Raw genomic sequence first — 14,407 nt, 5'->3', positions numbered from 1 at the left:
CCAGGCCGCACAGGATCGCCGCGATGCGGCGGGCGAGTTCGGGGTCAGTGCCACGGCGGCGTCTTCATTGTCGAGGAGGGCCAGTTCGGCTTGGGTTGAGCCGGGAGTCGCTGTTCGCGGTGTCCGAGGTGTTGCGCGGCGCGTTCTTGCCAGCGACAGCGACGAAGTGTTGTCAGTGGCGGGCGACAAGCTCGTGTGGGTGGCCCGAGGCACACGTCTCCCCTCGGGCCACCGGCAGGTCTTGAGCTGCGACAGGGGATGAATACGACCGACGGTCAACCGGACTGGTCCGTCATGTCCACGGCGATTTCACCCACCCGGAGAAGTTCCGGCAACGGTTGGAAGCGGGGGCTGACCCCCTGGGGGACTGTGGACCTTCGACACGCCGCTGCACGTGGCCGCGCAGAAGGGCTCGCCCGACGTGAGCCAGATCCGGTTCCCCATCGCTTTCATCCTGGTGCAGGACCTCTCCGCCCTCAGTAACCGCCTCACTGCCGGACTGGTGACGTCTTCGTCCACTACGCATTGCCTTCAACCTGGAAGCCCGCCGTGGCCGGGCGAGGTGCTGCGGACCCTGGAGGCCCCCGCCCTGTGACGCGCGGACGGGCCGCCCCCACGGGAGTCCGTGGCGGGGGCGGCCCGTCGCTGAAGGGGAGCCTCCTGAGGGGTCGTTTTAGAAGATCGGGCGGTACAGCCGAAGGATAAGGTAATGGCCGGACGAGGCCGCAGGCGATGAAATTCGCCCAAGGCACAGCAGCTCACGCGGGCTCGTATGCCCGCCGTTGGTCGGTCGGTTCGGGGGTGAGCTCAACGACGGCCGAAGCGGGAACAAACAGGCTCGCGGTGCGGCTCACCCAGATCCTCGTGATGCTGCACAGTGACGGCATCGCGCACAGCGGTTTCCGCGGCCGGAACCTCGCCGTGGCCACGGACGGCGGCATCTAGCTAATCGATTATGCGCGGGCAGTGCTGCGGCAACATCGCGTCAGCTGTTTCGCCAGCGCCGCAGCGCGGATCTGCGGCAGTTCGCCGAACTGCTCGCACGAGCCCAGACCGGGTGGGCGCCATTCGGTGAGGACTCGTTACTGGCGAACGAGCGGCTCATGGAAGGCCTCGCGAGCCTGGGGCCGCTGAGCGGCCGGCCGCTCACGGTGGTGCTAGCTGCCACCGCCGAACCGGGCGTGTTGACGCGGCGACATGTCGGCTCGGCGTGCGCATCGCATTTTTGGTACGGGGCCGCCGGGCACCGTGGCGGTATTGGTCCGGGCTGCCCTGGTCGGTCGCACGAAAGGGGGGACGCCCTCCAGCATGCAGGCTCGGAGGGCGCCTCTTCTGGTGCCGTCGCGCGCCTCTGGTCAATCACGGGTGCTGCTGCCAAAGCGTAGACCGGCACGCCGCGCCGGGCCGTCACAGCACGTCGACAGGGCCTCGACAACCGTGGCGCATCAATGCGGCGCCCGCGCAGCCACCACCTTCGGAGCCGAGAAGACCAAGGCTGGCACACTCACGTGCGTCGAGGACCTCCCACGCCAGCGCCTCTGCCGCTCCTACCGGTGGCCGGGCTGCACCCTCTTGGCAGAGAACGCGCAGCAGGAGGGCGTGTCCCATGCCCACCCGTAACGACATACCGATGGCCAGGCCGTGCCTGTCTCGCATCGTATGGTCCTGGTCCTAGACCCGGCACACCCCTCCTCTCAGCTCGAGCGTGCGGGCTTACCGCGGACGACGAACACGACGTGGACAGCTTCCACGATCAGCGCACACTTGGCCGCCTCGATCACTTCGGGTCTCCGCTTGGCCCGCCACGTGACCTCATCAAGATGCTCCGTCGGGAAGGGGCGACGGCCGCCTCATCCGCGCCTGCCAGTTCGTGGCATCCAGGTTGGACGCTCAACGAAGATCTTTTCGCTCTCGCAGGTTTTCGGCCCAGCGGGTGCCCGAAAGGCGGTCGCGCCACCCCTGACTGGCCATCCGACAGGTTGACATGAATCTGTTAAAAGATCCTTTACTGGAGGCAATCTTGATCATGAAAACGGCGTCCCCGTAGCGTCCTTCCTGCCACCCGGGTTCGTCACTGTGTTCGATGGCGGACACGATGCTCACTCTCACGGCAAGGAGACACATGGTCCTCCCCTGGACGCCTACCCGTACCTTCATCATCGCCCTCACGGTCGGCACCGCCGTCACCTGCGCCGCCGGCCCCGCCTCTGCGGACGGTTCCACCGCTCAGGAGCAGATCAACACCCAGCTGCGCCAGTACCCGGACGGCGTTCAGACCGGCCCGAACGAGATCTCCTACAAGGGCGGAAGGGTGACTCTGACCATCCCGACCGGGGCCACCGCCGACCCGTGCGCGACCGGTGCCTACTGCTTCTACGACGGACCGGACTTCACCGGACGCAAGCTCACCTTCCGCGACTGCGGAGGCTGGCAGTACCTCACCGACTACGGGTTCGGCAACAAGACCTCGTCCTGGACCAACGCCACGTCGAACACCGTCAAGGTCTACGACGAGGACGTAGCCCCCCGCGCCCTGCTGTGGACCGAGAACCCCAGCACCGCGTCCGCCAACGTCGGTTCAGCCCCCTACAACAAGGCCGACTCGTTCCTCACCTACTGCCCATGACCCGCCGGCCAGCATCCCCCAGGAGAGGCATGACATCCCTCCGCTCCCGGCTGCTGCACGGAGTGCTCGCCGGCGCCACCGTGCTGGGCCTTGTGAACACGGCGGCCACGGCCGCATCGGCGGCGCCCGAGCCGCCCATTCCCACCAGCCCCTCCGGCGCGTACAACCCGGAGGCGACCTCGGCGCAGCGCCTGGGCGGCGTTCAGACCAGGTGGCGCGACCGGTCCCCGGCAGAGGACAGCTGCGCGACGGTCAAGCAGCGCGCGATCGCCGCTTCGAAGCAGCGGCACGCGTCCCAGGGCCTGGTTTCCTGTACCCGGTTCAACGCGCCCCGGACCCGGGCGACCGTCGGCCTTGGCTTCGATCCCGGCAATGATCCGATGCCCAACAACTGCAACGAGATCGGCTCCAAGATCGTCGGACGGTTCGCCGACTGCCAGGTCGGGCTGATCGAGCTTGAGCTGTGGACCATCCCGACCAAGCCCGGCGAGGTGCCCAAGCTCGTCGGGGTGGGCTTCATCGGCGTCGGCAGCATGACCCGGACCGGATGGATCGCCCCCGGCATCAGCCGCATCGTCAAGCTCCAACTGCAGGAAGGGTCGTGGGGCCGAGCCTTGACGGGCATCAAGGTCAGCGCCGACATCAAATGTCTCGGCAACGCCAGCAAGTGCGCGCTTGATGACGTCTCCAAGACCTACGTGCAGGAACTGACGCTCGGCAAGGGCCTGTACGGCTATGCCAACTTCCACTCCGCACCGACGGCCAGCGACGATCCGAACACGGCACTGTGGCACTACATGCGGACCACCGTCACCGTGACGCACAGCGCCACCGACCTCTCGACCAAGGGGGACTCCTTCTACCACGACTCCGAGAGCATCCGCTGCGACAAGCGGCTGCCGGGCAGCGACCCCAGTAAGTCCGACCAGGGCGGTTGCGTGTTCGCCGACCTGACCCCGTTCTACAGCCTGTCCAAGACCACAGGCACCGCACAGGCAGTGGCTCAGCACATCGAACGGGCACAGACCAGTACCACGAATCACTGGGGCAGATACACCGGAAGTCCGGCCGTCGACAAGCCCCTGACGAGGCTGATGGACACCACTCTGATCAACAAGAACCGTTACGAGGCTTGCAAGACTGCCCCGAGCCCTCGTCCCGCCGGTAAGGAATGCGACGAGTACCCCTTCGCTGCGACCCATCAGGGTGCGGCTTTGCAGGGCAAGGGAGACTTCAGTTGGGAGCTGGTCAAAGACACCGACAACAGCGCCGAAGGCGGATACCGCTCATGGTGGTTCGACAACTTCCGGATCATTGAGGCGGACCCCTTCTGGGTGGACATCGTCCCGTAATCTGATCATCAGCCGGGCAGGGGTTCCTGCGTCACGCAGGGACCCCTGCCCGTCCCACGGAAGAAGGGACTGTGTGATGGCCGTCGGCTCCAGGTATCCGATTTCGATGACCGTCGCCCAGTGGGGAGTCGTGGACGGTTCGACCGACAACGAGATCGACGGCGCAGTTGTGGCCGGGGACCCCACAGGCATCGTGGAACTGGCCACCAGCATCCGCGAAGACGCCTGGGACCAGGTGCTCCATAGCAAGGGCCGCCAGGACTGGCCGCCGCAAGACCAGGAGATCGTCGTTTCGTTGACGCTCCCCCAGTGGTCGTTGGCCCACGCGATCGTCGATCGCTGGGCGCAGGTCGCCGAAGAAGCCGGAGACGCCAAGAACGCGGACACTGAACGGCGAGTACGCGACCGCATCCAAGACGCCATGGCCCAGGTGCCCGGGTGGACGCAGACCCGGGACAGCTTCCTCGATACCGATGCCGTGCACAACTACCGCGACCCCGGACCCGACCCGTCTACCATGCCGACAGTCGACACCCACGAGATCATGCTCGATCCGCAAGGACGGGTACCGTCAACGGCGACCGACGCCGCCACCTCCAAGAAGCAGGGGCGCTCCTAATAAGAGATCCTAAAAGGATCAGCGGACGAGGGTCGCCAGCAGATGATGGCTACGGCGAGGGTCATGACCGCCTGGTGGATGTCATCGGCGGTCTCTAGCAGATGCGTCAGTGGCGGAACCAGTGCAGCAGGGTGATGGTGCGCTCGGCGACGTAGCGGTGGACGCCCAGCCCGGACCCGTGCGGGGCGCCTCGCCAGGCGATGACCGATTCAATGCCCTTGGCTCAGACCAGGCGACGGTGTGTGTCGTAGTCGCAGTCGGCCAGCAGCCGCTCGGGTCTTTGGGAGTGTGCGCCCCCGGCCTCGGATGGGCGGCACCTTGTTCGGCCGGGGCATCAGTTGGGTGACGTCCTTGCGGTTACCGCCGGACAGCGCGAGAGGGCGAGTGGAGCGCCGTGGCCGTCGGTCAGCACATGGCGGTTCGAGCCCGGTCGGCCGCGGCCGGCCGGGCGCCAAGCACCACCTGCTGGCCGACGGCCACGGCACCCCGCTCGCCCTGTCGCTGACCGGCGGAAACCGCAACGACGTCACACAGTTGATGCCGCTGCTGGACAAGGTGCCGCCCGTCCGGGGCCGGGTCGGCCGTCCCCGCCGAAGACCCGGGCGGCTGCTGGCCGACCGCGGCTACGACCACGACAAGTACCGCCGCCTGGTCTGGAGCAAGGGCATCAAACCGGTCATCGCCCGCCGCGGCGCCCCGCACGGGTCCGGGCTGGGCGTCCACCGCTACGTCGCCGAGCACACCATCACCCTGCTGCACTGGTTCCGCCGCTGACGCATCCGCTGGGAGATCCGCAACGACATCCACGAGGCATTCATGACCCTGGCCGCCGCCATCATCTGCTGGCGCCGCCTCGTCCGCTGATTCTGTTACGACCTCTTAGCGAGGCAGCGGACGGCTCGTTCGAGCATGGTGACCGGCGCATCGGCGCCCAGCAGGACGTCCCGGCATGCGCGGATGACCGCGAGGCCGGAGCCGGTGAATGCCGTGCCGTACCAGCGGGCCTTCCGGGGAATCCAGGTGACCTGCTACCTGCACCCGGACACAAGCAGGACGCGGGCTCCCTGCGCGCCGGCCTGTCGGGCATGCCGCGAGGCAGACTCCAGCCCACCCCGGCTCGTGGTTCCTGAGCGGACATGCGGCGAGCACTCAGCCCGACTGCGACCGCGCAGAGTGACTGGTAGCACGGTCTTCTTGTGGCCTCGTTCGCGGTGGGAGAAGGATGATCTCCCAAAATCCTCCCACCGGGCCACCCGTGGCCGACCCCGGAGTCCAAGAAGCCCCCCGCGGGAGCGAAGTCGCGCGCTGCCGGCTCGGAACCCGTGACCTCTTCGGAGCTGCGACAACGCCAAAGAGGCCTGCTCTTCGTTCGAGCAAGCCTCTGAGCTGGGGAAATGTGGGCGATACTGGGTTCGAACCAGTGGCCTCTTCGGTGTGAACACGATCGATCAAGGTCAGGACAGACCGCTTCTCGACATCGCCGCAGGTCAGAAAGCATCCTTCGCTCCACCACAGCGCACCACAGGGAAGATCAAGTCCGTTGCGATCTCCCACAATTGGCAGCTGCTCCTTAGTGACAGTGCGTAACCTCCGACTCCTGGTCGAGAGTGCAGGATCGCGCCGCCGGGCTCTTTCAGGCAGGACTTGGCGCCCGACTCCATGCGCAGGTAGATGCCGCGGTTGACCGAGTACCACTGCGGCACCAGGTCGTAGCGCTCGTCGACGCCGTGCAGCGTCGCGGCGATCATGTGGCCGCCGTCGTAGCGGGGTGCGTCGGCCATGTGCCCGACCTCGGTCTGGCAGCCGCCGCGGTCGGCGACCGAGGCGGTCAGGTTCTCGGCCTCAGCGGTCTCCGGGCGGCCCAGGGCGTCGGTGCGGTAGGTCGCGCCGTTGGCGTGATAGGTCGCCTGCGGCGCCAGGAGCCGATCGCACGGCACGTCGACGACCGCCCGCCCGGCCCCGCCCGGCGGACGGTGAGCGGATTCCGCGCCGAGGGCGACGCCGCCGAGGACGCCGTGGGCGCGGTCTGGGCGGCGGCCGCGGCGGTGCCCGCGGCCGGGGCAAGGGTCAAGGTGAGGGCGGGGCGACGCAACTTCACGGGGGGCCTTCCGCTGGGAGGGGAGCCCGCCAGATCAACACATTTAGCAGCGTTGCACTACTCTCTGTGATGGTCAGGTGTTTGTTGTGGGCGGTGAGGCTATTGAGCAGGTAACGGCACACCGGGGCGGCCAGGGCACCCGAGCCGATCACCCGGCGCCCCCTGTCGTAGGCACATTCGAGCTGCGCCGACCCTAAGTTTCCGAACAGCGTGCCCGAGGGCACGCGGGGGGAAGCCCCGGTGGAACAGCGCCAATCTCCACCCGGTGGGCGTGGAGGCGGACAGAACCGCGGGCGAAAGCGAACCGGGAGTTGGCCGGGTGGCGAAGGTCGCGCGAGCCAGGGCTGTGGTGGTACGGCGTGCCCGGCGAGATGCCGAGCAGCCGGTCGATTGAGGCGATGGAATGGAGCGGGTCGGAGAGCACGTCGCGGACGGGCACGCAGCAACTCGTCGGTGACGGCGGCCGGTCGGCCGCCGTCGCGGCCCGACAGACGACAAGAGGTGGCCAGTGTTGACTGCCGGGAGAGAAAGGCAGCAGTGACCGTTTTCCGATTCCCTTGAGCCTTCACTCTCTGTGAGAGTCGATGAACGAAGAGTCGCAGTTCGGGTGATGAGGCGCGAAAAGGCCTAAGGGACGCCGGGTGTGCTCGTGCCGTGCGGAGGCCGCCGGCGAGGTCGCGCGGGATCCCCGGGTGGGAGGAGGACGGTGTGCATCTGACCCATTACGAGCAGGAACGTTTGATGATCCATGTGGCCGCCGATGTGGCCGCCAAGCGGCGAACTCGGGGGCTCCGGCTGAACTATCCCGAGGCGATGGCGCTGCTGACCGCGCACGTGCTGGAAGGGGCAAGGGACGGCAGGACCGTCCGCGAACTGATGTCCTCCGGTCGCGGCGTGCTCACCCGCCAGGAAGTGATGCGGGGCGTCCCGGAGATGATCGAGATGATCCAGGTGGAGGCGACGTTCCCGGACGGCACCAAGCTGGTGACCATCACAGACCCTATCCCCACCAGGGCCGATGTCTCGGGCCCCGGTCAGGTCGAGCATTCGGACGAGGCCGAGCCCGTGCAGGTCAACGAGGGGCTGCCGGTGACGCGCGTCGAGGTCCGCAACACCGGGGACCGCGCGGTGCAAGTCGGCTCTCACTACCACTTCTACGAGGTGAACCCGGCGCTGGAGATTCGGCCGGTCCCGGTGGCGGCAGGCGCGGAACCCGATCGCGGGTCCGCCTACGGCAAGCGCCTGAACATCCCCGCTGGCAAGTCGCGGCGCTTCGAGACGGGCTGCCGCGTCGAGGTCGATCTGGTTCCGCTGCAGGGTGAGCGGGTCGTCGCGGGGCTGCGCGGGATGGTCGGGGGTGTGCTGGATGGCTGAGCCGGAGGTGTGCCGCCCCCGGCTGGAGCGTGCCGAGTACGCCGACCTGTACGGGCCGACCGTCGGCGACCGGGTCCGGCTCGCCGACACCGACCTGCGGATCGAGATCACCGAGGACTGGGCGGGCGGCCCGGGACACAGCGGCGACGAGATGGTGTTCGGCGGCGGCAAGGTGATCCGCGAGTCGATGGGCCAGTCCTGCGTCTCGCGCGCCGGCGGCGCCCCGGACACGGTGATCACCGGAGTCGTGATCCTTGACCACTGGGGCGTCGTCAAGGCGGACGTCGCGCTGCGGGACGGCCATATCGCGGCCATGGGCAAGGCGTACAACCCCGAGACGATGAACCGGCGCCACGACGATCATCCGGTCGCCGCCGACATCGTGATCGGCCCGGAGACCGAGATCATCTCTGGGAACGGCAAGATCCTCACCGCAGGCGGAGTGGACACCCATGTCCACTTCATCTGCCCCGAGCAGCTCGACGTGACGCTCGGTTCGGGCGTCACCACGCTCATCGGGGGCGGCACGGGACCCGCCGAGGGAAGCAAGGCCACAACCGTCACCTCGGGTTCCTGGCACATCGCCTCGCTGCTGGAGGCGCTGGACGGGTTCCCGGTCAACATCGGGCTGCTCGGTCAGGGCGCCACGATGTCCAAGGACTCCATGCGCGACCAGCTCCGCGCGGGTGTCGTCGGATTCAAGGTGCATGAGGACTGGGGCGCCACCCCGGCCGTCGTCAACGCCTGCCTGGAGGTGTGCGAGGAGTCCGGCGCACAGCTGGCGATCCACGCCGACACCTTGAACGAGGCCGGCTTCCTGCAGAGCACCCTGGAGGCCATCGGCGATCGCTGCATCCACGCCTTCCATGTGGAGGGGGCCGGCGGCGGTCACGCCCCGGACATGATCGAGATGGCGTCCCACCCGAGGGTGCTGCCCGCCTCCACCAACCCCACCCGTCCGCTGACGGTCAACACCGTGACCGAGCACATCGACATGGTGATGGTCTGCCATCACCTCAACCCGAAGGTCAAGGAGGACCTGGCCTTCGCCGACTCGCGGATCCGGCCGTCCACGATGGCGGCCGAGGACATCCTGCACGACATGGGGGCTATCTCGATCATGTCGTCCGACGCCCAGGCGATGGGGCGCATCGGCGAGATGATCCTGCGGACCTGGCAGACCGCGCACGTCATGAAGCGGCTGCGCGGCCCGCTGGACGGCGACGGAGCCGCGGACAACATGCGGGCCCGCCGCTACGTCGCCAAGTACACCGTCAACCCGGCCATCGCCCACGGCATCGCCCACAAGGTCGGCTCGGTGGAGACCGGCAAGCTCGCCGATCTGGTCCTGTGGGAGCCGGCGTTCTTCGGCATCAAGCCCTACCTGGTGATCAAGGGCGGGCAGATCGCCTACGCGCAGGTCGGTGACGCCAACGCCTCCATCCCCACCCCGCAGCCGATCCTTCCCCGCCGCATGTTCGGCGCGGTCGGACACGCCCCGGGTGGGAACTCGTTCAACTTCGTCTCCGAACAGTTCGACGGCGAGATGCCCGGGCTGCGGAAGGCATTCGAAACAATCACCACCACGCGCGGGCTGGGCAAGGCCGACATGCGCGAGAACGACGCCCGCCCGCGCATCGACGTCGACTCCGACAGCTTCACCGTCACCATCGAGGGCAGCGGAGGGGCCAGCGAGCAGGACGACCGGACCGGAGACGTCAACGTGGAGGTCGGCGAAGACACCGTCGCACCGGACTACCGCGACGAACTTCCCATGGCCCAGCGGTACTTCCTGTTCTGACCGGCCCCCGCCCCTGGAGCGACGATGAGCTCGGTGTCATTGCTGATCCTCTGTGACGGACGCTTCCCCGCCGGAGGCCACGCGCACTCCGGAGGGGCCGAGGCCGCCATCGCGGCCGGACGCGTCCGCGACACCGCGTCCCTAGAGGAGTTCTGCAGGGGACGCCTTACCACCACCGGCCTTGTCGCGGCAGCCCTGGCCGCCGCCGCAGCGACCGGCTACGACCCACTGCAGCTGGACGACGCCGCCGACGCACGCACCCCCTCCCCCGCGCTGCGCCAGGTCGCACGAAAGCTCGGGCGGCAACTGATGCGCGCCGTCCGCGCCGTCTGGCCCAGCCCCGAACTGGATCAGCTGGCAGCGGCACGCCCGGCAGGTGCGCACCACCCCATCGTTTTTGGCCTCGCCGCCCGCACCGCCGGACTGTCCCCGCGAGACACCGCCCAGGCCGCCGTCTACGACAGCGTCAGCGCCCCGGTGACCGCCGCGATACGCCTGCTCGGCCTCGACCCCTTCCAAGCCACCGCCGTCACCGCCCGCCTCACCGGCGCCATGGAGGACATCGCCGCCGAGGCCGCCCGCCATGCCGCACGGCTACCGATGGAAGGCGTCGACGCACTACCCGCCGCGTCCGCTCCCCTACTGGACATCACCGCCGAACAGCACGCGACCTGGCCGGTACGCCTGTTCGCCAGCTGACCACCGTCCCCCGCCCGCCACACCTGGAAGGCGCCATGCACCTGCACCACACCGACCCGCTACTCGCGGACCTCATTCCCCCGGCCGCAGCCCACTGCGGTGGCCGTCCCCGCCCGCTGCGCATCGGCCTGGGCGGACCGGTGGGCTCCGGCAAGACCGCTACCGTCGCCGCCCTGTGCAGGCGCCTGCGCGACACCATCTCCATCGCAGTGGTGACCAACGACATCTACACCCGCGAGGACGCCGAGGCCCTGCTCCGCCAGGCGGTGCTGCCCCCCGAAAGGATCACCGCCGTGGAGACCGGTGCCTGCCCGCACACCGCCATCCGCGATGACATCTCCGCCAACCTCGAAGCCGTCGAAGACCTCCAGGAACGGATCGATCCCCTCGACCTCATCCTGATCGAATCCGGCGGCGACAACCTCACCGCCACCTTCTCCAAGGGCCTCATCGACCACCAGATCTTCATCATCGACACCGCCGGCGGCGACGACATCCCCCGTAAAGGAGGGCCCGGCGTCACCACCGCTGACCTCCTGGTCATCAACAAGACCGACCTCGCGCCACACGTCGGAGCCGACCTGGACGTCATGGAACGCGACGCCATGGCCGCACGGGGCCTGCTACCCGTCGTCCTCACCAGCATGAAACTCGACCACGGCATCGAACCTGTCGCCGACTGGATCAGCGCCCGCCTCGCCGACCAGACGAACCGCGCATGACCCAGGCGCCGCCCGTCCGCCGTCCGCCGGGCGCCGCCATGGTCGCGCACGGCCCCCATGCCCTGAACGCCACCGTCCGCATCGCGGCCGAGTCGGCAGACGGAGTGACCGACCTTCCGATCCTGCACGGCGACGGCCCGTTCTCGCTCCGCCGCCTGCGTCCGCGCGGCTCCCAGGCGCGCGTCTGCATCATGAACACCATGAGCGCCCCGCACAACGGCGACCGCCTGCACACCGAGGTCGTCGTCGCGCCGAATGCGGAGTTGCACGTCATAACCGCCGCCGCCACTGTCGCGCTGCCCGGCCCCTTCCCCGGGCACGCCACCCACGACGTGACACTGCGCGTGGGAGACCACGCGAGCCTGCACTGGCTGCCCGAACCCCTCATCTCCGCCATAGGAAGCGACCTCCGCCAGCACATTCGCATCGTCCTCGCCTCAACGGCCCGGCTCGTGCTGAGCGAGCAGCAGGTCCTGGGCCGCGCTCATGAAGCCACAGGTCGGCTGACCAGCCGAATCACCGTCCGCCATGACGGCCGGACACTACTGGACCAACACAGCGCCTACGGCCCGGGCACTCCCGGCTGGGACGGACCCGCCGTCCTGGCCGACAACCGCGCCGCCGGCCAAGTCCTCGTCATCGACCCCACCTATCATCTTCACCCACCCGCCACCCACCTTCTCGACGGCCTCCCAGCCCAAGGTGTCATCACCTCACTCGCCGGACCTGGCGCCCTCCTCACCGCCGTCGCTCCGGACGCCGCCGACCTCCACCATTGCCTCGACGCCGCCCTACGCCACCTCGGCCACCACAACGAATGAGGGACGGTCCCGGAGAACGGGGCGGACAGCTCGCCCGCAACCCCTGATGGGGCTGTTGGCACGTTCGATGACGCAGTCAAGGGAGGATTCGGATGTGCCAGTTAACCCGGCTGGTCGTCAGTTCGCCGCGGTCGCCCGCCCTGGGCCACCCGTTGGAGGCCGAACTCGAACCGTCACGAGGCGGTAGACCTGCCCGCGGCGTCCCCGCCGCGCTGCGGCCCTACCCCGGCCCGAGCGCGTGGCAGTCGGGGAAGCTGCTCAACTTCGCCCCGCTCTCCACCTCCAGGGTCACCGACGCCACCGGCATCGCCCGACGCGCCGTCGGTTCACCCGCTGGTATCAGCCGGTTCGGGCGACACGAGCAACTCCCGGCCCCGGCCTCACGACCGTCGAACCGGCCGTGCCGCCAAACCCCAAGGCGGAAGAAGAAGCGGCCGGGAGCCGCGATGGGCCCGGTGTGGGCTGCTTCGTGTAGCGGATCCCGGCGGCGGGAACAGAACCCGGACCGGGTGGAGGAGACCCACGGTCTCTGCTGGGTACGAGGAGCCTTGTGGTGCCACGAAAACAGTCGATGCCGTACGCCTTGGCCAACGGCCGCTCTGCCGAAGAATCGCCGGGAGGGCAGGACGGGGACGAACTTCGGGGGCAGCCGGAGCAGTTTCGGCGCGCTGCGGGTGGTGAGCAGTACCAGCGGCTGATGCGCGACTCGGGTCTAGGCCGAGCAGGCCAGTGTGTTGCAGGCCGGAGGTGGATCCGCCTCCGGTGCCGGCTCCGCCATTGGGCATGGCCTTGCCCGACCCGCTGTTGTGGGGAAGGGCGAGGTAGGGGAAGGATCGGCCGAACTGCTTGTCGTTGCGGTCGACGCGGTCGCCCTTGGCCAGGGCGGGGACGAGCTTGCCGGTCTGCGTGGCGCCTTCAAGTGCCTGGAGTTCGATGTCGACGACGTCGTCGGTGAGCCGGCGCCCGTTGGGGAAGCCCTGCAGGTCACCGGCGAGGACTCCGAGCCGGTTGGGTTTGGCGGTCTGAGGGACGGCCATGTTCAGCCGCAGTTCCTCGGCTGGGGTGAACCGCTTGGGGTCGATGTCCTTGTTCGGCAGTTCCGAGTTGAGGTCGGCCTTGATCGGACCGCCGGAGTTCTTGGAGATCCCGGTCAGGAAGATCTCCGACAGGTCCTTGCGCGGGGTGGCCGGTGCTTTGATCTTGTAGATCTTCTCGATCAGTTGCGGTACCTCAGGGTTGAGGACCCGGTTCACCAGCGGTTGGACTGTGTGGTCCCGGGAGGGGTCGAGCCGGTTGAAGGCGTCCTTCAGCCCGGCTGGGGAGATCACCTCGTTGATCAGCGGGTTCCCCAGTCGTGAGACCTGCCGGTAGGTGCCCGCCGGGGCCTTGTCGATGCAGACGGCCGGTCCCTTGCGGTCGGTGGTGGACCAAACGCCGACCACGGCGTTGCTGCAGTACAACGCCGCCAGCAGCGGCCGCTCATGAAGCAACGGTGGAGGGCGCCCGCGTCCGGGCCGCCCTCCACCTGCCCTCCCCCGACCGCGCCGCCAGCCGCTCGGCCTAGCATCTGAACCCTGCGGCGAGGGCTGCCAGCAGGCCCCGCGGGGGCGGGGTTTCGTCCAGGAACTCGCTGGCCAGGGTGGTGGTCAGGTCGCCGACCTCGCGGGCCGCCTCGTCGATCGCCGCCATCTACGCTGCCGTGTCGGCGGCGCCTAGTAGGCGGGCCGGTCGATCCGCGCGGCGGGTCGGCGTCTTGCGCCGAGGCGATACTGCCCGGCACTCGGCCGAGCAGGGCCACCAGGCGGGCGCACCTCCAGCTCACCTGACACCCGACTGTTAATGCGAAGGATTTCGCGTTATTCTGTGACGTGACCCACAGGGAGGGGCGCCGCATGGACGTGCAGCCGCGCGCGACGGGGGCCGTGCGGCCCGGCGGCCGAACGGCGCGCACCCGTGCGGCGGTGTTGGCCGCGGCCCAGGACGAACTGGAGGAGGCCGGGTACGCCGGACTCACCCTGGAGAAAGTGGCCGAGCGTTCGGGCGTGCATCTGGCCACGCTGTACCGGCGATGGCGGACGGTCGAGGGACTCGTCGTCGACCTGCTGGGCGAACTGGGCAAGAACGAGATCCCGATCCCGGACACCGGCTCGTTGAAGGACGACCTCCGGGCGCTCGCACTGGAGATCGCCGCCCTGTACCGGCAGCCCAGGGCCCGGGCGCTCGTCGAGGGCGTCGTGGCCGCCGCCGTCCGGTCCCCCGAGGCGTCCACCGCCTGGGCGACGGTGATCGCCGAGC

General features: G+C 68.6%; 13 protein-coding genes and 1 pseudogene. 11 read left to right on the top strand and 3 right to left on the bottom strand.

The window, feature by feature from the left end; translation table 11 throughout:
* Positions 1-801: 801 nt before the first annotated feature.
* The 5 genes and pseudogenes from AB0H37_RS40675 to AB0H37_RS40655 form a co-directional block, all read left to right on the top strand.
* Positions 802-945 carry a hypothetical protein gene (locus AB0H37_RS40675; protein ID WP_360617977.1) on the top strand — a complete coding sequence of 48 codons (144 nt, stop codon included), beginning with the start codon at positions 802-804 and terminating at the stop codon, positions 943-945.
* A 1,177-nt stretch (positions 946-2,122) separates the two neighbouring features.
* Positions 2,123-2,626: a peptidase inhibitor family I36 protein gene (locus AB0H37_RS40670; protein ID WP_360617975.1), complete on the top strand. Its 504-nt coding sequence runs from the start codon at positions 2,123-2,125 to the stop codon at positions 2,624-2,626.
* Between the two features lie 29 nt (positions 2,627-2,655).
* On the top strand, positions 2,656-3,978 hold the full coding sequence (locus AB0H37_RS40665; protein WP_360617973.1) for a hypothetical protein: 1,323 nt from the start codon (positions 2,656-2,658) through the stop codon (positions 3,976-3,978).
* A 106-nt stretch (positions 3,979-4,084) separates the two neighbouring features.
* Positions 4,085-4,597 (top strand): hypothetical protein, encoded by a 513-nt coding sequence (locus AB0H37_RS40660; protein WP_360617971.1) that lies wholly within the window; start codon positions 4,085-4,087, stop codon positions 4,595-4,597.
* Positions 4,598-5,014: 417 nt separating this feature from the next.
* Positions 5,015-5,461: pseudogene (locus tag AB0H37_RS40655) on the top strand (transposase); the annotation flags it as partial.
* Positions 5,462-6,084: 623 nt separating this feature from the next.
* Here the strand turns inward: AB0H37_RS40655 and AB0H37_RS40650 are convergent.
* The gene (locus AB0H37_RS40650; protein ID WP_360617969.1) at positions 6,085-6,534 is read right to left on the bottom strand and encodes a DNA/RNA non-specific endonuclease; all 450 of its coding nucleotides are present in this window, start codon (positions 6,532-6,534) and stop codon (positions 6,085-6,087) included.
* An 869-nt stretch (positions 6,535-7,403) separates the two neighbouring features.
* Here AB0H37_RS40650 and AB0H37_RS40645 point away from each other — a divergent pair.
* From AB0H37_RS40645 to AB0H37_RS40625, 5 genes are read left to right on the top strand one after another with little or no spacing between them, the layout of a single operon-like run.
* Complete coding sequence (locus AB0H37_RS40645) at positions 7,404-8,069, top strand: urease subunit gamma (RefSeq protein WP_360617967.1); 666 nt, start codon at positions 7,404-7,406, stop codon at positions 8,067-8,069.
* On the top strand, positions 8,062-9,870 hold the full coding sequence (locus AB0H37_RS40640; RefSeq protein ID WP_360617965.1) for an urease subunit alpha: 1,809 nt from the start codon (positions 8,062-8,064) through the stop codon (positions 9,868-9,870). The genes AB0H37_RS40645 and AB0H37_RS40640 overlap by 8 nt, the downstream gene beginning before the upstream one ends.
* A gap of 24 nt (positions 9,871-9,894) precedes the next feature.
* Positions 9,895-10,569 carry an urease accessory UreF family protein gene (locus AB0H37_RS40635; RefSeq protein WP_360617963.1) on the top strand — a complete coding sequence of 225 codons (675 nt, stop codon included), beginning with the start codon at positions 9,895-9,897 and terminating at the stop codon, positions 10,567-10,569.
* 35 nt (positions 10,570-10,604) lie between these two features.
* A complete protein-coding gene (gene ureG / locus AB0H37_RS40630; protein WP_360617961.1) occupies positions 10,605-11,291 on the top strand; it encodes an urease accessory protein UreG in 687 nt (228 codons plus the stop codon).
* Positions 11,288-12,112, top strand: coding sequence for an urease accessory protein UreD (locus AB0H37_RS40625; protein ID WP_360617959.1), 825 nt, complete (start codon positions 11,288-11,290; stop codon positions 12,110-12,112). The genes ureG and AB0H37_RS40625 overlap by 4 nt, the downstream gene beginning before the upstream one ends.
* A 380-nt stretch (positions 12,113-12,492) precedes the next feature.
* Here the strand turns inward: AB0H37_RS40625 and AB0H37_RS40620 are convergent, their stop codons facing one another.
* Both AB0H37_RS40620 and AB0H37_RS40615 read right to left on the bottom strand, forming a co-directional pair.
* Positions 12,493-13,602: a DUF4331 domain-containing protein gene (locus AB0H37_RS40620; RefSeq protein WP_360617957.1), complete on the bottom strand. Its 1,110-nt coding sequence runs from the start codon at positions 13,600-13,602 to the stop codon at positions 12,493-12,495.
* A gap of 70 nt (positions 13,603-13,672) precedes the next feature.
* The gene (locus AB0H37_RS40615) at positions 13,673-13,801 is read right to left on the bottom strand and encodes a hypothetical protein (protein WP_360617955.1); all 129 of its coding nucleotides are present in this window, start codon (positions 13,799-13,801) and stop codon (positions 13,673-13,675) included.
* Between the two features lie 203 nt (positions 13,802-14,004).
* On the opposite strand from AB0H37_RS40615, the gene AB0H37_RS40610 reads away from it, so the two are divergent.
* Positions 14,005-14,407 (top strand): TetR/AcrR family transcriptional regulator (locus AB0H37_RS40610; RefSeq protein ID WP_360617953.1); only part of this gene is annotated, 403 nt, incomplete at its 3' end.

Origin of the sequence: Actinomadura sp. NPDC023710 (genome assembly GCF_040639875.1) — a bacterium.
Lineage (GTDB): Bacteria > Actinomycetota > Actinomycetes > Streptosporangiales > Streptosporangiaceae > Spirillospora > Spirillospora citrea.
This window is presented reverse-complemented; position numbering and strand designations above follow the sequence as displayed.